Origin of the sequence: Duganella flavida, assembly GCF_009857445.1 — a bacterium.
In the GTDB taxonomy this organism is placed as follows: domain Bacteria; phylum Pseudomonadota; class Gammaproteobacteria; order Burkholderiales; family Burkholderiaceae_D; genus Rugamonas; species Rugamonas flavida.
The window spans coordinates 152,025-171,905 of sequence record NZ_WWCN01000015.1 but is presented as its reverse complement, the minus strand read 5'-3'; the positions used below and the strand labels follow the sequence as shown (position 1 = coordinate 171,905).

The following is a 19,881-nucleotide window of genomic DNA, read 5'->3' as shown; positions in this document are numbered from 1 at the left end:
TTTTTTATTTGGTCACACCATAACAGTGCAGCGCTCATCGGTAAAACGATGAGTTGCGATAGCACGTATCACGATTCCCGATCGAGTACGAATTTGAGCAGTGTGGCGCTCAGGCTTTCGTCGCCGGTATTCACCGCGTAGACCTGGGTCAGGTGGTTATGGCCGGGAACCACGTTGATCTGCGGCGTGTAGCCGTGACGCGTGACCAGCCGCGCAAACAGCTCGCCGGCCTGCACTTGCATCTGTGGCGGATCGAGTTCGGCGTAGCTGATTAACATCGGCACCGGCTCGGCGTCAATCAGGTCCACGGTGGACATGCTTGCGTGGCGCGACAGGTCTTCGCCGAAGTAGCCTTCGTTGCGCGGATCTGGTGTGAGGATGCCGAACTGCTCGCGGGCCCGCAGCTCAAGGCCGGCGTTGTAGACGCCGGAAATCAGCGCGATGCCTGCAGGCCGTGAGTCGCCGGCAGGATGGAAGCGCTTTACCAGGGTGGCCGCAGCCACGTGCGCCGCGCCCGCAGATTCGCCGGCGATGACGATGCGGTGTGGATCACCGCCGTGGCGGGCAGCGTGTTCGCGTGCCCACGCGAACACGGAGGATGCGTCTTCCGCGCCGGATGGCCAGCAGCTTTCCGGCGCCAGGCGGTAATTTGGCACGATGGTCAGCACGCCGTGGCGCGAGAAGTAGCGGCCGAAATTTTCGCGGTCAGCCTTGTCGCCGCGCAGGAAGCCGCCGCCGTGCAGGAAGATCAGCACCGGGTAGCCGCCCGCCGGCCTTGCGTCCAGAGGACGATACACGTCCAGCTTGTGGCGTATATGCGGGCCGTAGGACAGGTCACGTTCAACGCTGCCGCCTGGCGGCGATTTTTCCAGCGCAGGCGCGTACAGCACGCGGGCGAATTGCGGATCAATGGCGGTGCCGGCCTTGCGTATCACATCTTCAAATGGACGGGACATGACGGTTCCTCAGCGCGGCTCTTTGTGGAAGGCGCCGTCTTTCATGATGGCGCGCAGGCGCTTGCGGTCCTGCAGCACGGTGACGTCGCGGTCAGGTTCGCCGTCCACCAGCAGCAGGTCGGCCAGGTAGCCGGTCTTGATCTGGCCCAGTTCTTCGCCCATGCCCATCAACTGGCCGCCCAGCAGGGTGGCTGCGGACAGTGCTTCTTCGTGCGTGTAGCCGAACAGGCGCACGAACAGTTCAAGGTCACGCGCGTTGCGGCCGTTGGGATTGAATGGGAAACCATAGTCGCCACCCGGCAGCACGCGTACGCCTCGCCGCTTCAGTTCCGGTATCAGCTTGGATTGCAGCTCCAGCACTTCTGCTGCGCTGCGCTTCATGTGGCTCATGTCGAAGTGTGGCGGCGGTGTGGCGTCCAGCGTGGCCTGGATGATGCCGATGGCGGGGGCGACGAAGATGTTATCGCGCTGCGCTTCCAGCATATCCAGCGCTTCGGCGTCGGCGTAAGTGCAGTGATACAGCACGCGGAAGCCGGCGCGCAGCGCCATCTTTACCGCTTCCGATGCCTGTGCGTGGGCCGCCAGCCACACGTCCGACTCGCGCGCTTGCGCACCGGCGGCGCTGGCTTCCTCCTGCGAGTAGAGCAGCTGCTGCGACGCACCAGGCATCAGCGCATCTTCGCCGGAGAGCAAGAACTTGACCGACTTGGCGCCCAGCGCCGCGCAGTCGCGTACAAAGCCGCGTACTGCCTCGGGGCCAGTGCCGTGTTCTTCCACCTCGCCCGGGCTCAGTTCATCGGCGCTTGGCGGCGAGCGTTCGATCGACGATGCGATCAGGCGCGGGCCGGGCATGCCTTTGCTGTCGATGAAGGTCTTCAGCGTGGTCTCCACCGTTTTGCTCAGCGAGCCGGCCGAATAGGCACCGGTGAAGCCATGGTCCAGCAGGATGCGGGCGTTGCGCGCGGTGGTCAGTACCAGGTCTTCCAGCGGCAGCGACATGCCGGGTACGAAACGCTCCACTGAGCTAGGCCACGACAGGTGGGCGTGGGCTTCGATCAGGCCGGGCATCAGCGTGGCGCCTGCGCCGTCGATGACGCGGTCGCCCGCTTGTGGCGTGATCGCCTCGCCGGCACTGACGTGGGTGATGCGCTGGCCTTCGACGCGGACCCCGCCTTTGCCCGAATCGTCGAGTGTGCGTGCACCGTCGAAGATACGTACGTTGTTGAAAATGATGCCGTTCATGGAGTCTCCATTTTTGTAGTGATCGAATGGAGGGAAAGTCTAGCCACGCCCCGGAGGCACCCAAAGCCTAATTTGGTGATACCAGCTATCGCGCAAAGGAATCACAATCCGCGATAGCTCGTATCGAAACACTGGCTTATGAGATTGCAGGGTTCCGCTGCTATCTTCGTCGACATAACAAAACGACGGAGACATCCCATGAACCCTGTATTGATGCTGGCGCACTTCGCCGGCATGATCGACCTTGTGGCTTTGCCAGTATGGGTCGGCGCGCTGGTGCAGCATTACCACTTTGATCTCGAGCATGCAGGCATGATCGTCACGGCGTTCCTGCTGGGCGCAGTCGTCGCCAGCCTGTTTGCTGCACCGCGCTTCAACCGCATGCCACAGCGCTTGTGCGCAATCGGTGGTTACGGCGGTGCAGCATTGGCGTTTGCCTGCGCATCGCAAGTGAGTGACTTTGCCTTGTTGCTGCCGCTGCATGCGCTGGCTGGCCTCTCTCTCGGAACCGGATTGTCGATGGTGCATGGCGCCATCGGCCGCAGCACCAATCCGCACCGCCTGTTTGCCATGGCCGGTGCTGCGCTGGGCGTGGGTGCGGTGGTGTTTTATGGTGCGGTGCCACCAGCGATTGCGGCCGCCGGCGGGCAGATTCTGTTTTTTGTGTTTGCGGGACTGATGGCCGTCACCGCAGCCGCTTGCAGCGCCTTCCCGCAAAGCGTCACCGGTCCGCAGCATGTGCAGGCGCACGCTCCGTTGTCACGTGTCGCCTGGCTTGCGATACTGGGCGTGACCTGCATGGCGCTCAACCAGTCGATCACCTTCGCTATGCTGGACCGCATTGGTGTGATGCGTGGCTTCGGCCAGGAGCGCGTCAACCAGGTGCTGCTGGTATGCGGCTTCGTCAACCTGCTGCCGGCCGTGCTGGCAGGGTTGCTGCAACAGCGTTTGTCCGCCACCCGCGTGGCCCTGATTGCGCCGCTGGTGCAGGCAACGCTGGCTGTGATTATCGCCAGCTCTCCAGTGTTCGAACCATATGCACTGGCATGCAGCGTGTTCGCCGCCGTGATGATCTTTACCCATACCTTCCTGTTTGGCCTGATCGCCAGGCTTGATCCCAGCGGCCGTGCGGTTGCTTCAACGCCGGCCATGATGATGACTGGCGCCGCCATCGGCCCTGCGCTTGCTGGTTCGGTTGCCATGCGCACCGGCTTCGGCGGACTGGCCGTGCTGGCGGTGCTGGTCGGCGCCGCCGCGACTTGCGCCTTCTTCTACGTCAGCCGCCAGCGCATCAATCTTCAACCACTTACTTGAATCATCATGACTGAACTGACTCTCGCCATTAGCAACATCATTCTCAATGCCGCCATCCAAGAGGCCAGCAGCAAGGGCTATCGTCCGATGTCGGCGGTAGTGCTGGACGCCAGCGGCCATCTGGTCGCCATGCAGCGGCAGGACGGCGCCAGCATGTTCCGCGTCGATATCGCTACCGGCAAGGCATGGGCTGCGGTGGCGATGGGCGTCTCCAGCCGCGCGCTGATGAAGCGTGCTGCCGACAATCCAAACTTCTTCGGTGCGTTGGCCAGCACGGGGCAGGGCAAGTTTATTCCACAGATTGGCGGCGTGCTGATTAAAGATGCCGAGGGCAAGATCCTCGGCGCGGTCGGCGCCAGCGGTGGCACCGGCGAAGAGGATGAGGCAATCTGCATCCACGGCATCGTCACCGCTGGCTTGAAGGCTGAGTGATATGCACCAGGCTTCCTGCTCCTGCGGCATCGATATCCACAGCCACGTGGTGCCTGAACATTTTCCGGCATATCTCGGCAGCGCTGCGCCAGCGGATTGGCCGTCGATGGCGCCGGCGCATGAGTGCCATCGCCATGTGGTCATTTCGGGCAAGGTGTATCGCACCGTGTCCGAACGCTGCTGGAGTACCACGCGCCGTATCGAGGACATGGATGCAATGGGCCTGTCGCTGCAGGTTATTTCACCGATGCCGGAGCTGCTGTCGTACTGGATGGCGCCCGCTGCCGCCGCCCAGCTGCTGCGCTACATCAACGAGCAGTTGGCGGAAATGGTGGCCTTGTCTGGCGGCCGTTTGTGCGCACTGGGTGCGTTGCCGCTGCAGGATATGGACCTGGCGCTGGCGGAACTCGACTACGTGATCGACACCCTGGGATTCGCAGGCGTCGAAATCGGCAGCAATATCAATGGCAAGCCGCCGGGTGCACCGGAGTTTGCACCGTTCTTCGCTGCGGCCGAGGCTAAGGGCGCTGCGGTGTTTGTGCACGCATTGCGCCCGGCCGGTAAGGAACGTCTGGTCGGACCGGCGCAGTTGCAGCAGGCACTGGGCTATCCGACCGATGTTGGCCTCGCGGCGGCTTCGGTGCTGACCACCAACCTGATTGAACGCCATCCCAAGCTGCGCATCGCTTTTAGCCATGGAGGCGGCACGCTGGCTGCGCTGCTGCCGCGTCTTGAACAGGCGCGCCGCGTGTTCCCGGCGCTGCAAGATGCCATGCCTTCCCGTCCATCCGAGCAGGCGCGTCGCCTGTTCTACGACGCGCTGGTGTTCGACACGCCGACCTTGCAGCACTTGCTGGCGCGCTTCGGCGAGAGCCAGCTGATGATCGGCACCGATTACCCATTTGCTTTCCATGAGCGCCAGCCGCTGGCCGCGATCAACGATGCGGTGGCGGATGTAGTGCTGCGCGCGAAGCTCATTACACACAACGCCGAGCGATTCCTTGGCCTTCCATCTACTTTGCAATAAGGACTGAGCATGCCTGCATCTCTGAAACTGCGCAGCATTGCCATCGGCGTGACCGACCTGGCGGCGGCAGAACAATTTTATGTCTCGACCTGGCGACTGGCGCCAGTCGCGCGCAGCGAGGATGCCGTCTACCTGCGTGGTAGCGGCGCCGGTCATCACATTCTGGCACTGCACCGGAGCGAACAACCGGACGTGCGCCGCGTCGATTTCGTGGTCGAGCAGCATGCTGACCTGGCGCGCATTGCCGACGGCGTGCGCACCCACGCTGGCCGCGTGCTGGCCGATGCGCACGACAATGCGGAGCCGGACGGCGGCATCGCGCTGGACGTGCAGGATCCGCAAGGCAGGCACCTGCGCTTCGTGCATGCACCTGCGCTGCAAGCTGAAACCGGCGGCGCGGATGCACCGGTACGCATTACCCACGTGGTATTCAATAGCGCCGACGTGGCGGCGGCGCAGGCTTTCTATGAGCGCGCGCTGGGCTTCTCGCTGTCCGACCGCACCCGCATTATGGCCTTCATGCGCTGCGGCAGCGACCATCACAGCATCGCGCTGGCCGATGCCGATGCCAATACGCTCAATCACATCGCCTTTGTTATGCCCGACCTGGACGCCGTAATGCGCGGCGCGGGCCGCATGAGCGACGCCGGCTACCCAATCGAATGGGGCGTAGGCCGCCATGGCCCCGGTAACAACGTCTTCTCTTACTTCATCGGTCCGGACGATTTCGTCATCGAGTACACCGCCGACGTGCTGCAAGTCGATGACAGCTACCGCGTAGGCAAGCCGGAAGACTGGACCTGGCCGGCGGGCCGCTTCGACCAGTGGGGCGTGTCGAAACCGCCGTCGGACCGCATCAAGCAAGCGCAGAAAAAAATCCGTTTCACCCATCAATAAGGAGTACGACCTTGAAATTCATTACCTTCCGCTCCGGCGCAACTACCCGTCTCGGCGTCCTCGATCAAGGCAGCGTTGTCGATATCAACCGTGTACTGCCGCAAGTGCCGCCGGACCTGCGCGCCGCGCTGCTGGCCGGGATCGACCTCACCTCCGCTGCACGCGTGGCACTGGCGCAGTCCACGCAAGCGGATCGCACGCAGTTGTCCGACCTGGAAGTCGCGCCGCTGGTGCCGTCGCCGGGCAAGACCATCTGCCTGGGCCTGAACTACTACGACCACGCGGCCGAAAGCGGTCGTGAAAAGCCGGTCTATCCATGGTTCTTCCTGCGCTGCGATACCTCGCTGCTGGCGCACGGCGAAGCAGCGCTGCTGCCGCGCGTGTCGGAGCGATTTGACTACGAGGCCGAACTGGCGGTGGTGATCGGCACCCGTGCGCGCCACGTCACGCAGGAGCAAGCCTTGCAGCACGTCTTCGGCTACACCTGCTTCAACGACATGTCGGTGCGCGATTACCAGAAACGCACGCCGCAATGGACCATCGGTAAAAACTTCGACCGCACTGGCGGCTTCGGCCCGCAGCTGGTCACCGCCGACGAACTGGCGCCAGGCGCGGAAGGCCTGAAGATACAAGCACGCCTGAACGGACAGGTGATGCAGGACGCGAACACCACTGACATGATCTGGAGCGTGGCCGAGACCATTTCGCTGCTGAGCGAGTGCGTGACGCTGGAGCCGGGCGACGTGATTGTTATGGGCACTCCGGCCGGCGTAGGCCAGTCGCGTACCCCACCGGTGTGGATGAAGCATGGCGACAAGATCGAAATCGAGATCGAGAAAATCGGCCTGCTGGTCAACACGATTGAACAGGAAGTGTGAGATGAGCGGCCTGCAAGACAACGTGCAGTTTGACGTTGCCATCGTCGGCTTCGGGCCTTCCGGCGCGGTGGCGGCGGCCTTGCTGGGGCAGGCCGGCGTGCGCACGCTGGTGGTGGACCGTAGCCGTGCGGTGTATGACCGGCCGCGCGCCATCGCGCTTGACCACGAGATCATGCGCGTGTTCCAGCAACTGGGACTGGATGAGGAAATCTCACGCTACTGCGAGCCGTTCACGCCGTCCGAGTATTACGGCGCGGATGGCCAGTTGATCAAGCGCCTGGCTACAGTGGCGCCGCCGTATCCGTTGGGGCACACGCCGTCGATGGTGTTCACCCAGCCGGAAGTAGAGCGTGTGCTGCGCGCGCATGTGGCTGCGCTGCCGTCGGTGACGGTGGAACTGGGCCAGCGCCTGGCAGCGTTGCGGCAGGACGCGGACCAGGCATCGCTGCAACTGATGGATGACGAAGGCTTGCAGCGCACAGTGCACGCCAGCTACGTGATTGGCTGCGATGGTGCATCAAGCACGGTGCGCGACGCTGTCGGCATCACGCTGGAGGATCTGGAATTTGACGAGCCTTGGCTGGTGGTCGATGTGCAAATTAACGAACACGGGCTAGCCAAACTGCCGAAGACCAGTGTGCAGTATTGCGAACCCGCGCGCCCTTGCACTTACGTGATCGGTCCCGGCATGCATCGCCGCTGGGAGATCTCGCTGTTGCCGGGTGAGGATCCGGCCTATATGGCGAGTGAGGAGGGCGCATGGAGCGTGCTGCGGCGCTGGATCACGCCGGAAGACGGCGCGTTGTGGCGTCAGGCCAGCTATCGCTTCCATGCACTGGTGGCGCGTGAATGGCGCAATGGCCGCGTGTTCATCGCCGGTGACGCGGCGCACCAGCAGCCGCCTTTCCTCGGACAGGGGATGTGCCAGGGCGTACGTGACGTGGTCAATCTGGTGTGGAAGCTGCGCTCCACGCTGGAAGGCAAAGGCGGCAATGCGCTGCTCGATAGTTACGGTGTGGAGCGCGGCGCGCACGTACGAAGCCTGACTTCGCGCATCAAGGAAATCGGCCGTGTGATTTGCGAGCGTGATCCGCAGCGCGCACGTGAGCGTGATGCCGCGCTGATTGCCGCCGCCGGTGGTGAGATCCGTACCGTGGCGCGGCAAGACATTATTCCGCCGCTGGAGCGCGGCTTGCTGGCAGGCGAGGGAAGTGGCGTCGGTACGCTGTTCCCGCAACCGCGCCTGCAGCATGCACATGGCGCGCAGCTGATGGACAAGCTGGCTGGCTGCGGTTGGCGCGTGGTGACCAATTTGCCAGTGTGGTCGCTGCCGCCTGCGCTGTCGACGCGCGTCGAAGCGCTTGGCACGCTGGTGAGCGTGGCGCCCGGCGCCGTTGCTGTCGATGTGGGCCACGCCGTTGTCGGTGCTGCCGAATGCGATGGCGTGCTGGCCGCATGGTTCGCCCGTCACCAATGCTGCGCCGCGATTGTGCGGCCGGACCACTACGTCTACGGCGTTGCCGCTACCGGCGAAGCTTTGGCCGTGCTGCTCGATGAATGGGAGGCCGGCACCGCTACCGTTTAACAGAAGTCCACTACGAAGCTGCACACATTTAAAAATAACAGGAGACACACATGAAAACCCATCTCACCGTACTCAGTATGAGCCTGGCCGCGATCTGGCAACCCGCCGTCGCGCAAAGCACCGATAGCAAGTCCGAAGTTGAAACTGTCGTGGTCACCGCGCAGAAGCGCAGCCAGAGCATCAAGGAAGTGCCGGTAGCGATCACTGTCGTCAGCGCCACGCAGCTGGAGCGTGCCAGCGTGAAGGATATCAGCGACCTGGCTAAAACCGCAGCTGCGCTGGAATTCGGCGATCCGAATTCCAATGCTGGTCCGGGCGGCAGCGCGTCGATCCGCGGCATCGGCACTGCCGTGATGACGATTTCCGCCGAGAGTTCGGTGGGTGTGGTGGTGGACGGCGTGCCGCAAGGCTCCACCGCCAGCGGTTTGATGCTGGACCTGGCGCGGGTGGAAGTGCTGCGTGGCCCGCAAGGTACGCTGTTCGGCAAGAACGCATCGGCTGGTGTGCTGAATATGTCGACACAAGCGCCTATCATCGGCGACTCGGGCGGCAACGTGCAGTTCGAGTACAAGGGCAGCCACGGTGCAGCGCTGCGCGCCACTACCAATATCCCGATCAACGATATTTCGGCGCTGCGCATCTCCGGCCTCACCGAGCGCAATGAAGGTGTGTACCACAACACCTACAACGACAAGGATAGCCTGACCAAAAACAGCGGTGCCCGCATCCGCTACCTGCTTAAGCCGAACAGCGATGTCACGCTTAACCTGATAGCCGAAGCATCCAATACGCGCAGCGAGAATGCCGTGTTCTTTGCTCCGGCCGTGGCCACGGTGACCAATACCGCAGGTAGCCATCATCCGGCGGCCGAATTTGCGGCCTGCGGCGTGACGGTCTCGAAGACCAATAACCAGGTGTGCTCGGACGGACCAGAGCTGTCGCGCGCACAGGTGCGTGGCTTCTCCGGGCAGCTGGACTGGAATCTCGCCAACGGCCATACGCTGACGTCGATTACCGCCTTGCGCAAGCGCGAGGTGGGACCGAACACGGTCAGCATCGATATGTCGGAAGGCTATGACAAGGTGCGCAACTACACGCCTTACCAGAACGTGAAGCAGTTCTCGCAAGAGCTGCGGATTGCCTCGCCAGCCAAGCAGCCGATCGAATATGTGCTTGGTGCGTTTTACGCTAGTTCGGACGTGGACCGCGATACGCTCACCACCATTTTGCCTAACCCGGTGCTGCCATCGCCGCCGGTGCCGCGCTCGATCGCCACCGACTCCGTCGAGCATGCGAAGCTGACCACCAAGGCGCTGTTCGGCCAGACCACCTTCCGCCTGACCGATACCACCAACCTGATTACGGGCCTGCGCTACACCAGCGATAACGTCAGCAGCGACTACAGCCAGTCCAGCGTGGTGGCCTTCGATGGCTTCTCGCTGCCGGCCACGGTGAAGACGGCAGCGGGCAGCGCGCATGAAACCAATGTCTCGGGCAAGCTTGGCCTGCAGCAGACGCTGTCCAAGGACGCCAATGTGTATGCGACGCTGAGCCGCGGCTACAAAGGACCGCAGATCGATAATGAGTCGCCGATCAGCGCAGCCGCAGGCGCAGGCAGCTATCAGGGTAAGCTGGTACAGCCGGAGGTGCCGACCAGTTTGGAGCTGGGCACCAAGCTGTCGTTCCTGAATCGCCGCCTGGACCTGGACCTGGCTGTGTTCCACACCAAGATCAAGGACTTCCAGGAGCAGAACTGCACGCTGACCGACGTCGGTGCGTTGAGCTGCACGCCGATCAACGTGCCTAACGTAACCAGCAAAGGCTTTGAGGCCGACGTGCGTGCGCGTCCGCTGCCGCAACTGCAGATCGGCATGAGCGTGGCAGTGATCCTCGATACCAGCTACCCGACTGGCTTCGTTTTCGATAACAGCAATGTCGGCGGCGAGCGCTTGCTGTATTCGCCGAAGCAGAAGGCCACGCTGTCGGCGGACTACAGCTGGGAACTGCCGGGCGATTATGAGTTGAAGCTGGGCGGGGACCTGGTCTACAAGAGCCGCGTGCGTTACTGCAATCTGGCCGATGTTGAGTGCAGCTTCCGTGGCCACACCATTTCGTCGCTGCGCCTGGGGATCAACTCGCCGGACAATAAATGGGGCGTGCAGCTGTATGCGCGCAACTTGTCTGACACGCGCGTCCCGAACGGCATTATCTATCCATTGCCAGGCAAGGGCGCCGGTTCGGGCTTTGCGTACAGCCTTGGCGATAATTCGTTCCGCCGCGTGGGCGTGACGGTCGACTATCGTTTTTAAGAAAGGACAGCAGCATGCAGAGATATCTGATAGCAGCGCTGCTGGCCGGTGCGGCCAGTGTAGCTGGTGCGCAGGACCAGCCGCGCACCATGCAGGATATGGTGTCCTTCCTCGCAGCGCATCCGCCTATGACCATCAGTCCTGCGGTGGAAGCGTCGGTGCCGATTGCGGCCGGCGGTTCTGCAGCCACGGAGGACTGGATGAATATGTTCGGCCTGCGGGTGGTGCGCAATGTGACGCAGCCTGCTTTGTATCCGGTGCGGCCGGCGGCGGGCAAGGCGAATGGCACGGCGGTGATCATCGCGCCGGGCGGTGCTTTCCTTAGCCTTGCCTTTGATACGGAGGGCATGATGGTGGCGCGGTATCTGGCGCAGCGCGGCATCACCAGCTTCGTGCTGAAGTACCGTCTTGATCCGACGCCCAAGGAGGCGCCGGCCTTCCTGCGGGTGGTTGGGGAGCGCATGAGCGGTGGCAATCCGCGCCGCACGCATATCGATCCGGCGGAAAGCGCTGACATTCCGTTGGCGCAGGAAGACGGTTTGGCGGCGGTGCGCTGGGTGCGGGGCCATGCAGCTGAATATGGCGTCGATCCGGCCAGGATCGGCATCATCGGTTTTTCTGCCGGTGCTGTTACGGCGATGAACGTGGCCACTGCCTATGATGCCGGCAGCCGGCCGGACTTTGTCGGCGCGATTTACGGTGCGGCGCCAGAGCGTCCTGTGCCGAAGGATGCGCCGCCGGTGTTCGTGGCGCTGGCGGCTGACGATGGCATCATGGCCTATGCCGGCGTGCCGATCTTTGAAGCATGGCGTGCTGCCGGGCGGTCTGCCGAGCTGCATGTCTACGCGGCGGGTGAGCATGGCTTCGGCATGCGCAAGGTCGGCACCAGTGCGGATAACTGGAATGAGCACTTTGTGCAGTGGCTTAAGGGTGTGAAGCTGGTGCCGTAATGTCACGGGCATAAGCTGCTCCCAGCCTGGTAGCCGAGCGACTCAGCCTTGGCTATCGTAGTCGCCTGCGGCAGCATGTGACTGAGGCCGGTCAAAGGGGATAGTGGCTGGTATTGCACCTCGCCACAGGCATCCGCACCCGGCGCGCATAGCCGCACGCGCACGAAGCGGATGCAACTGCCCCCGTAGGGATTGGCGATGCAGTTCAGGCGCGCCCGCGCCGGACAGGCTGGCATGCTGGCGGACGGAATCGGCGTCATGCTCAGGCTGTTGTCGGGATTGCGCGTCAGCGACAGGTAGTCGATGCGGATATGGGCGTCGCTCACCGGCATGCCCAGCGGCAGCGTGCCGGCGCTGTCGCGCAGCACGGCTGCCTGCCGCACCTTGGCCATGGTGGCGGCGTTGCTGAAATCGCTGACCGCCGCCAGTGCCGCCGCCCGGCGCGTGGCTTCCTGCAGCGTGTTCCAGAGGTACAGCGCGCGCGACACTTCCAGTACAAAAAACATCGCCGTGAAAAAGCACAGTACGCTCAGCGCGAATTCCGCCAGGGTGGCGCCGTGCTGCGGCCGCGGTTTAATTGCCCACATATCGCATGCTGCGGCGTATCACCAGCCGCTGGTCCGCAAGTTCCTGCAGGTAGCCGAAGAAGATATTCGGCACCCACACCACAATGGTTACCGATACCTCGTTCGGGATCCCACCCAGCATGGCGCATGAAATGGCGTCGCAGTCGACCTCTACCGCAGTCGATACGCCTAGCGCGCTCAATGCGGCAAGCTCGGTCTGCACGATGGTTTGCGCCAGGTTGCTTTCCTGGCCGGCCTGCACCGGGTTTTTCATATTGACTGCCGCCACGCTGGACAGGTAGCGCGCACCGGCCGACGCGGCTTTTTGCGTGACTTCGTAAGCGTAGGTCAGGCGCCCGTAATACAGCACGGCGGATAGCAAGACCAGCAGCACTGGCAGGACCAACGCCAGTTCCAGCGCCACCATGCCGCCTTGCCGCTTCATCGCTGCAGCTCCACCACACCGGCCAACGACGACGGCGGCGCCACCCCGGCAAACTCGGCGCTGATGCTGGTGGCGGTGGCCGGCACCGTCATGAAGAAGCGGCCGATGCCAAGCACGGTAGCAGTGGCGATGGCCCCGGCCGGCACCGGGCAGGCCAGCAGCGCGACATTGAGCACGCGGCGTCCGCCCAGTCCCGGCTTGTGCGCCGTGGACGGAGCCAGGAAATTGCTGCCGACCGTGGCACTGTAAGGCGTGGCGCTGGCAGTGGCGCTGGGATAGCTGCTGGCGGCGGGTGGGCCGGGCGTGTACAAGCTGGACCAGGCGCTGACGGCAAAGGTGGTGTAGCCGGCCGGAGGTTCTTCCGGCGCGGCGGCATAAGCCGAGTACGGCACCGCCTTGGCGTAGGCCCACAAGGGGCCGTACTGCGCGGCGGTGTTGCTGGCGTCGCCGGGCAGGGGATCGGCGCGGGTCCACAGCTTGGGGCCGCTGCTGGTCCAGCTGGCGGCAGTCTGGGTGGCGGCGACCGGCGACATCCAGCTGATGCTGGAGTACACATAGGATTTGATGTTGCTGTCCGGCGGTGCAGCGTCGGGCACGCAGTTGTTGCCGCTATAGTTGTCGAAGCGCGAGTTCAGGTGCAGGTACAGCGCTGCCAGTGGGAAGTTGCGCTGCACATTGAGCGTGCCGCCGGTGACGCTGGGCATCAGCAGGCTGCCGGCGCACACGAATGGCCCCACCACGGCGGTGCTGAAGTTGGCGGCGGCGCCCGCCACGCCGGGGGGCGATAGCGGATCGAGCAGGAAGTTTTCCGGTGCGCTGCCATTCGGATTGAGGTTCATCAGGTTGTAGCCGACACCGCGCCGGAAGCCGAACTCCACCAGCTCGTTGTAGGCCGGGTTGGCGCTGTTGGCGCGGGTAGCGGCGCGCGTGGCCGACTGGGCGCAAATCGCCAGCGGCGTGACCGGGATGGTCATGCGGCCAGCCACGGCACGCCCGCTGATGTGCAAGATAGTGGGCGCGGTGCCGGCGGCGCGCCAGAACACGGAGGCGACACTGCCCATGCCGGCGTCCAGCGCGCTGGTGTCGACTTTGGCGAACAGCACGCCGGCTGGTGTGACCGCCGCGCCGGCGGCATCGGTCCAGGATGAGTCCGGTGCGCCGGGTGCGGATGCAAAGCGCAGCGCCGCGGCGGACCATTGGACCTGCAAGTGGTTGTACTGGTAGTTGTAGCCCGCCGCCGTGCTGGCGGCCACACTGGCTGCACTATTGATCCCGGCCGCCGTGCCGTTCAGCTCGCGTGCGGCAGCCAGCGCCACGGCGTCCGCCAGCGACTGTAATTCCAGCTTGCGGTTGTAAGCCTGCCCGAGGTCCAGCACCAGTCCGGCGACGCTGAGCAAGGTCAGCACCATCAGAACGAACATGATGGCGATGGCGCCGTGCTGGCGAGCTGGCAACGGTGGAAGGATGGTAGGCATGCGTTTGATTCTATCCAGCAGGAAATATCGCCTCTTGATCCGGCGCAAGCAGGCTACTGACAGAAACTGTCGCAGCAGGCTCTTAAACTAGCTTCATTGCCAACCTTGAATGGAGAACCACATGAGCCCCGATTACGTGCTGTTGTTTGTCGATAATCCTGCCGCCAGCGGCGAGTTTTATGCCGACCTGCTGGACTTGCAGCCGGTGGAGTCGTCGCCGACCTTTGTGCTGTTCGTACTGCCGTCCGGCCTCAAGCTGGGCCTGTGGTCGCGCCATACCGCCGAGCCCAAGGTGATGGCCTATGGCGGCAGCAGCGAGCTGGCGTTCTCGGTGCCGGACCGCAGCGTGGTCACCGACTTATATGCTGACTGGGCCGCGCGCGGCCTGGCCATCGCCCAGCAGCCCACCGCACTGGACTTCGGCTACACCTTCGTCGCACTGGACCGCGATGGCCACCGCCTGCGCGTGATGGCGCTGGAAATGTAGAGGGCAGGTGGGATAAACGGCGGTGCAAACCGTCGTTTATCCTTTTCCGTTGACACTCAAAAACAATAGATGCTATATTTCACCCAAGATTGGTAACGTTTCCAATCTCACCCTCGTCTCTTCGCCCCGCGGAGTTACCGGCGCCTTGGGCGGCGCCGGTTTTTTTCCCCGCAAGAAGACGGTAATATTGGGTGAATCACAAAAAATAGACGGAGACTGGATGGACAAGCACACCACGGGCGCCGCGCGCCGCGCAGGGATCTTGCTGGCCGTGCTGGCGCTGGGTGCGGCCCAGGCTGGCGCCGCGCATGCCGCCGCTGCTGCCGCCCCCGCTCCCAAAGCGGAAGTGATGCACTGGTGGACCTCCAGCAGCGAATCGGCCGCTGTCCGTAAATTTGCCGACGCCTACCGCGCCGCTGGCGGCGTCTGGGGCGATACCGCGATTGCCGGCGCTGATCAGGCCAAGGCCGTGGCCATTAACCGCATCGTTGGCGGCAACCCGCCGACCGCCGCCCAGTTCAACACTACCAAACAATTCCGCGACCTGATCGACCAGGGCTCGCTCAACAACGTCGACGACATCGCCGTGCGCGACCGCTGGGACCAGCTGATGCCGCAGCCGGTGCTGGATGTCATCAAGGTCAAAGGCCACTTCTACGCGGTGCCGGTGGACATCCACATGTCGACCTGGATCTGGTACTCCAAGGCCGCGTTCAAGAAAGCCGGCATTGCCAAAGAGCCGGCCACGCCGGACGAGCTGTTCGCCGCGCTCGATAAACTGAAAGCGGCCGGCCTGATTGGCCTGGCGCACGGCGGCCAGCCGTGGCAGGAGAACATCCTGTTTCAGGCCATGCTGGCCAACGTCGGCGGCAAGGAGTTGTATCTGCAAGTGCTGCGCGATCGCAATCCGAAAGCCATCAACTCCGAGCCGTTCAAGAAAGTACTGCTGGCCTTCAAACGCCTGCAATCTTACGTGGACGCTGGCTCGCCCAACCGCAACTGGAACGACGCCACCGCCATGCTCATCAGCGGCAAGGCCGGCGTGCAGATCATGGGAGACTGGGCCAAGGGCGAATTCGCCGCCGCCAAGCAGACCGCCGGCAAGGACTTCGGCTGCATCCCGGGTCTGGGCGCCAGCACGCCGTATCTGATCCAGGGCGACGCCTTTGTGTTCCCGAAAACCAGCCAGCCGGATGCGGTGCGCGCGCAGAAGCTGCTGGCCACTACCATGCTGACGCCGGGCGCGCAGCTGGAGTTCAACAAGATCAAAGGCTCGCTGCCTATCCTCAGCAATGTCGACGCGTCGAGCATGGATGTGTGCGCGCAAGCCGGCATGGCGATATTAAAAGACAAGTCGCGCGCAGTCGGCATGATCGAGGTGTTCCTGACGCCCGACCAGAACGGCGCGCTGCAAGATGTACTGACAACTTACTGGAACACGCGCATGCCGGTGGAGAAGGCGCAGAAGGGGATAGTCGCGGCGTTGCAAGATTGACGGGGGCGCGTTATCCTTGCCGCCGCATAGACTGAACGGATAAAGGAACTCGTGGCAACCATCAAAGACGTAGCCCGCTTGGCGGGCGTGGGACTGGGCACCGCCTCGCGCGTTATCAGCGGCAAGGGATCGGTATCGCAGGCCACGGTGGACAAGGTGCGCAAAGCGATCGAGGAGCTGGAATTCCGGCCATCGCATGCGGCGCGCTCGCTGCTGTCGGGAAGTTCGCAGATGATCGGTGTGTACATCCCGTACCTGAGCGGGACGTTCTACACGCCGATTTTGCAGTCGATTTACACGGCGCTGCGCGAGGCCGGTTTGAACATGGTGGTGGCATTCGGCGTCGGCGACGGCGATGCGCGCAACCAGGCCATCGATGGCTTGAACTTCCTGATCGAGCGCGGTAGCGATGGCTTGATCGTGATGAGCAACGCGATGGAAGATGAAGACTTTACGGCGCTGGGCCCGTTCCAGTCCAAGGTGGTGGTAATTAACCAGGACTTCCCGAGTATCAGCGAGCAGTGCTTCACGGTGGACCACGATGCCGGCGGACGGCTTGCCGCGCGTACCTTGCTGGAACTGGGCCACCGCAAGATTGCGGTAATTGCCGGCCGCGCGGCGGCGCCTGACAACTTGCAGCGTATCGCCGGGTTCAAGGCGGAGCTGGAAGCGGCGGGCGTGGACACCCGCAAGATGTGGATGGCCGACGGCGAGTTCACGCCGGAAGGCGGCCTGGCTTGCGCGGAAAAGCTGCTGCAGTCGGGCGAAGAATTTACGGCGGTATTTTGCGCCAATGATGAGATGGCGGTGGGCGCCTTGTCGATGTTCCAGAAGGCCGGAGTGCAAATTCCGGGGCAGGTGTCGGTACTCGGCTACGATGATACGCACAGCGCAGAATTCACCGCGCCGCAGCTCACCAGCGTGCATATCCCGTGGAGTGAGATGACCATGAATGGCTTGAATTATTTGCTCAACCAGTGCTACGACTTGAAGCGTCCGGTGGTGCGGGAATACCAACTGCATGTGGCGCAACGGGCATCGGTAGCAGCGGTAGCGGGTAAAACGAAGTAAAGAATTAAAAAGAGCACGCGCCTGTCGCATGCTCTTTTTTTAGATTGACTTGGAAACGATTCCATGATGAGGATGGCATGCACATAAAACGATGGTTCAGTACCGCCTTGCTGCTGGCCGCCGCCGCGCAGGCGCAGGCCGCGCTGCCGATGCTGCACACCGAGGGTAGGCAGTGGCTGGACGCCAGCGGCAAGCAACCGGCGCTACGCGGCGTCAACCTCGGTAACTACCTCATTCAGGAGTTCTGGATGATGGGGCAGGAGACCAAGGCCGTCGACGATCAGTGCAAGCTGGAAGCAGTGCTCGATCAGCGCTTCGGCTACGAAGAACGCCAGCGTTTATATGGGCTCTTTCGCGATAACTGGATCAAGCCACGCGACTGGGACCTGCTGCGCAAGATGAATTTGAACCTGGTGCGCCTGCCATTCATCTACAGCGTGATCGAAGATGAAAAGAATCCGCGCCATCTGCGCGCCGACGCGTGGAAGTATCTGGACCGCGTGATCGATGAAGCGGAGCAGCGCGGCATCTATGTGATCCTCGATTTGCATGGCGCCGTCGGCAGCCAGGGCTGGGAACATCACAGCGGCTGTGCAGGCCAGAACAAATACTGGGACAGCGCGGAAGATCAGGAACGCACCATCTGGCTGTGGCAGCAGATTGCCATGCGCTACAAGGATCGCGGCGCGGTCGCCGGTTACAGCATCCTGAACGAACCATGGGGCACCACGCCGGAAAACCTGGCCGTCGTCATGGGCACGCTGTACAAGGCGATCCGCGAAGTGGACCAGAACCACGTCATCATCCTGCCCGGCCATAACAAGGGCATCGACGCTTACGGCAAGCCGTCCGACCATGGCATGAGCAACGTCGCCTTCGAAATGCATCCGTATCCCGGCCACTTTGGATGGGGCAAGCCGGGACTGGCCGTGCACCAAGGCTGGCTGCAATGCACGGGCGAAGGTGACAACGTTTGCAAGTGGAAGACCAAGCTGGATGGCTTGAACACCGCCTTCTTCGTCGGCGAATTCCAGCCGTGGGCCTTCATGGGCGCGGAGCATGGCGGACAAGTCATGCGCGTCACCTACGACACTTACGTCGCCAATGGCTGGGCCTCGACCGCGTGGGCCTGGAAAGTCGTCACCAACAAGGGCGGGCAGGGCAAGGGCACTTGGGGCCTCGTCACCAACGCGCCCAACGCCGCCATACCGAAACTGGATTTCACCACGGCCTCACTGGCCGACATCGAAAAGTTATTCCGACTGTTCGGCAGCGTGCCGTATCAACCGCAGCAAACCGCCATCAAGTGGATGAACTCCGCCGTACCACCGACTCCCTTCGCCAAATAAAAACTATGACCATGATTCTTACTGACTTGCCAACGGCGATCAAGCGCTCCGATTTTGCCAGCGACTTCCTGTGGGGCGTATCTACTTCGGCTTACCAGATTGAAGGCGCTGCTGCTGAAGATGGCCGCGTGCCGTCGATCTGGGATACCTTCGCTGCGACGCCGGGAAAGATCCGCGATGGCGCGACCGGTGCCGTGGCCTGCGACCACTACCACCGCTGGGAAGAGGATCTCGATCTGGCGCAGGCGATGGGATTGAATTCGTATCGCTTCTCGATCGCGTGGACACGCATCTTCAACGGTGTGGATGCGGAGCCTAATGCGAAGGGCTTGGAGTTTTATTCGAAGCTGGTGGACGGCATGCTGGCGCGCGGCCTGCAGCCATGGTGCACGCTATATCACTGGGATTTGCCGCAGTACCTCGAAGATCAAGGCGGCTGGAACAACCGCGCCACCATCGACGCTTACCTGCACTACGTCGACGTCATGACCAGGCACCTGGGTGATCGCATCAAGCACTGGATCACCCACAACGAACCGTGGTGCACCGCCATGCATGGCAACTGGGACGGCATGCACGCACCGGGCAACAAGTCGCTGCCGCTGGCGCTGCAGGTCTGCCACAACGTGCTGGTGTCGCACGGCCGTGCCGTGCCGCTGATCCGCGCCAATGTGCCGGGCGCTAAGGTCGGCATCGCCCTTAGCCTGCATCCGGTGAAAGCACACAGCGACAGCGCGGCCGATATCGCCGCCGTGTCGCGTCACGACGCGCTGCGCAACCGCTGGTTCCTCGATACGCTGTATGGCCGTGGCTATCCGGCGGAAGCGCTGGCGCTGGTGGGCAAGGATGCGCCGGTGGTGGAAGCGGGCGACATGGACGCCATCGCCGTACCGTGCGATTTCCTTGGCGTGAACTACTACTTCCCGGAAGAGGTGGTGGATGCGCCGGATGAATATCCGCTGCGCACCCGCATCGTCTATCCGCAAGACCGCCAGCGCACCGACTTCGGCTGGGAAGTCTCGCCGGAAGGTTTGATCTCGCTGCTGGAACGCGTGGCCCGCGATTATCCAACCGGCGATTTGTACGTCACCGAAAACGGTTCGTCCTACGACGATCACCTGAGCGCTGACGGCGCCGTCACCGACACTGCGCGCCGCGATTACCTGATCCGCCACCTGGCCGCCATGCGCGACGCGATTGCAGCCGGCGGCAAGATCAAAGGTTACTTCGCCTGGAGCCTGCTGGACAACTTTGAATGGGCGGAGGGCTATCTGCGCCGCTTCGGCCTCACTTACATCGACTACGCAACGCAACGCCGCATCGTCAAACAAAGCGGCGAATGGTACAGCGCCTTTGTGCGCGGTGCGAACTGATAGCAACTGATAACACCAACGGAGAGAGAC

At 62.9% G+C, this 19,881-nt stretch carries 18 protein-coding genes; 13 read left to right on the top strand and 5 right to left on the bottom strand.

The window, feature by feature from the left end; genetic code table 11:
* Positions 1 to 68: 68 nt before the first annotated feature.
* Together GTP46_RS22480 and GTP46_RS22475 are read right to left on the bottom strand one after the other, a co-directional pair.
* Positions 69 to 956, bottom strand: coding sequence for an alpha/beta hydrolase (locus GTP46_RS22480; RefSeq protein WP_161008856.1), 888 nt, complete (start codon positions 954 to 956; stop codon positions 69 to 71).
* 9 nt (positions 957 to 965) lie between these two features.
* Positions 966 to 2,198, bottom strand: coding sequence for an amidohydrolase family protein (locus GTP46_RS22475; protein ID WP_161008855.1), 1,233 nt, complete (start codon positions 2,196 to 2,198; stop codon positions 966 to 968).
* Positions 2,199 to 2,396: 198 nt separating this feature from the next.
* Here GTP46_RS22475 and GTP46_RS22470 point away from each other — a divergent pair, with 198 nt between their 5' ends.
* From GTP46_RS22470 to GTP46_RS22435, 8 genes are read left to right on the top strand one after another with little or no spacing between them, the layout of a single operon-like run.
* Positions 2,397 to 3,512: an MFS transporter gene (locus GTP46_RS22470; RefSeq protein WP_161008854.1), complete on the top strand. Its 1,116-nt coding sequence runs from the start codon at positions 2,397 to 2,399 to the stop codon at positions 3,510 to 3,512.
* A 6-nt stretch (positions 3,513 to 3,518) separates the two neighbouring features.
* Positions 3,519 to 3,944, top strand: coding sequence for a GlcG/HbpS family heme-binding protein (locus GTP46_RS22465; RefSeq protein ID WP_161008853.1), 426 nt, complete (start codon positions 3,519 to 3,521; stop codon positions 3,942 to 3,944).
* A 1-nt stretch (position 3,945) separates the two neighbouring features.
* Positions 3,946 to 4,971: an amidohydrolase family protein gene (locus GTP46_RS22460; protein ID WP_161008852.1), complete on the top strand. Its 1,026-nt coding sequence runs from the start codon at positions 3,946 to 3,948 to the stop codon at positions 4,969 to 4,971.
* A gap of 9 nt (positions 4,972 to 4,980) precedes the next feature.
* Positions 4,981 to 5,868, top strand: a complete 888-nt coding sequence (locus GTP46_RS22455; protein ID WP_161008851.1) for a VOC family protein — start codon at positions 4,981 to 4,983, stop codon at positions 5,866 to 5,868.
* 11 nt (positions 5,869 to 5,879) lie between these two features.
* On the top strand, positions 5,880 to 6,746 hold the full coding sequence (locus GTP46_RS22450) for a fumarylacetoacetate hydrolase family protein (RefSeq protein ID WP_161008850.1): 867 nt from the start codon (positions 5,880 to 5,882) through the stop codon (positions 6,744 to 6,746).
* A gap of 1 nt (position 6,747) precedes the next feature.
* On the top strand, positions 6,748 to 8,331 hold the full coding sequence (locus tag GTP46_RS22445) for a bifunctional 3-(3-hydroxy-phenyl)propionate/3-hydroxycinnamic acid hydroxylase (RefSeq protein WP_161008849.1): 1,584 nt from the start codon (positions 6,748 to 6,750) through the stop codon (positions 8,329 to 8,331).
* Between the two features lie 50 nt (positions 8,332 to 8,381).
* Positions 8,382 to 10,640 (top strand): TonB-dependent receptor, encoded by a 2,259-nt coding sequence (locus GTP46_RS22440; RefSeq protein WP_161008848.1) that lies wholly within the window; start codon positions 8,382 to 8,384, stop codon positions 10,638 to 10,640.
* 14 nt (positions 10,641 to 10,654) lie between these two features.
* Entirely contained in the window at positions 10,655 to 11,590 is a 936-nt protein-coding gene (locus tag GTP46_RS22435) for an alpha/beta hydrolase (RefSeq protein WP_161008847.1), read from the top strand.
* A 2-nt stretch (positions 11,591 to 11,592) separates the two neighbouring features.
* Here the strand turns inward: GTP46_RS22435 and GTP46_RS22430 are convergent, their stop codons facing one another.
* Genes GTP46_RS22430 through GTP46_RS22420 form a run of 3 tightly spaced genes read right to left on the bottom strand, consistent with a single transcriptional unit; the run spans position 11,593 to position 14,076 of the window.
* Complete coding sequence (locus GTP46_RS22430; RefSeq protein ID WP_161008846.1) at positions 11,593 to 12,177, bottom strand: TadE family protein; 585 nt, start codon at positions 12,175 to 12,177, stop codon at positions 11,593 to 11,595.
* Complete coding sequence (locus GTP46_RS22425; RefSeq protein WP_161008845.1) at positions 12,164 to 12,601, bottom strand: TadE/TadG family type IV pilus assembly protein; 438 nt, start codon at positions 12,599 to 12,601, stop codon at positions 12,164 to 12,166. The genes GTP46_RS22430 and GTP46_RS22425 overlap by 14 nt, the downstream gene beginning before the upstream one ends.
* On the bottom strand, positions 12,598 to 14,076 hold the full coding sequence (locus GTP46_RS22420) for a pilus assembly protein TadG-related protein (protein WP_161008844.1): 1,479 nt from the start codon (positions 14,074 to 14,076) through the stop codon (positions 12,598 to 12,600). Before GTP46_RS22420 ends, GTP46_RS22425 begins: the two co-directional genes overlap by 4 nt.
* Positions 14,077 to 14,197: 121 nt before the next feature.
* On the opposite strand from GTP46_RS22420, the gene GTP46_RS22415 reads away from it, so the two are divergent.
* The 5 genes from GTP46_RS22415 (at position 14,198) to GTP46_RS22395 (ending at position 19,851) form a co-directional block, all read left to right on the top strand.
* Positions 14,198 to 14,563, top strand: coding sequence for a VOC family protein (locus GTP46_RS22415; RefSeq protein ID WP_161008843.1), 366 nt, complete (start codon positions 14,198 to 14,200; stop codon positions 14,561 to 14,563).
* Between the two features lie 220 nt (positions 14,564 to 14,783).
* Positions 14,784 to 16,058: an ABC transporter substrate-binding protein gene (locus tag GTP46_RS22410; RefSeq protein WP_161008842.1), complete on the top strand. Its 1,275-nt coding sequence runs from the start codon at positions 14,784 to 14,786 to the stop codon at positions 16,056 to 16,058.
* A 51-nt stretch (positions 16,059 to 16,109) separates the two neighbouring features.
* Entirely contained in the window at positions 16,110 to 17,129 is a 1,020-nt protein-coding gene (locus GTP46_RS22405; RefSeq protein WP_161008841.1) for a LacI family DNA-binding transcriptional regulator, read from the top strand.
* A 77-nt stretch (positions 17,130 to 17,206) separates the two neighbouring features.
* A complete protein-coding gene (locus GTP46_RS22400; RefSeq protein ID WP_161008840.1) occupies positions 17,207 to 18,478 on the top strand; it encodes a glycoside hydrolase family 5 protein in 1,272 nt (423 codons plus the stop codon).
* Positions 18,479 to 18,483: 5 nt separating this feature from the next.
* Positions 18,484 to 19,851: a GH1 family beta-glucosidase gene (locus GTP46_RS22395; protein ID WP_161008839.1), complete on the top strand. Its 1,368-nt coding sequence runs from the start codon at positions 18,484 to 18,486 to the stop codon at positions 19,849 to 19,851.
* Positions 19,852 to 19,881 lie beyond the last annotated feature (30 nt).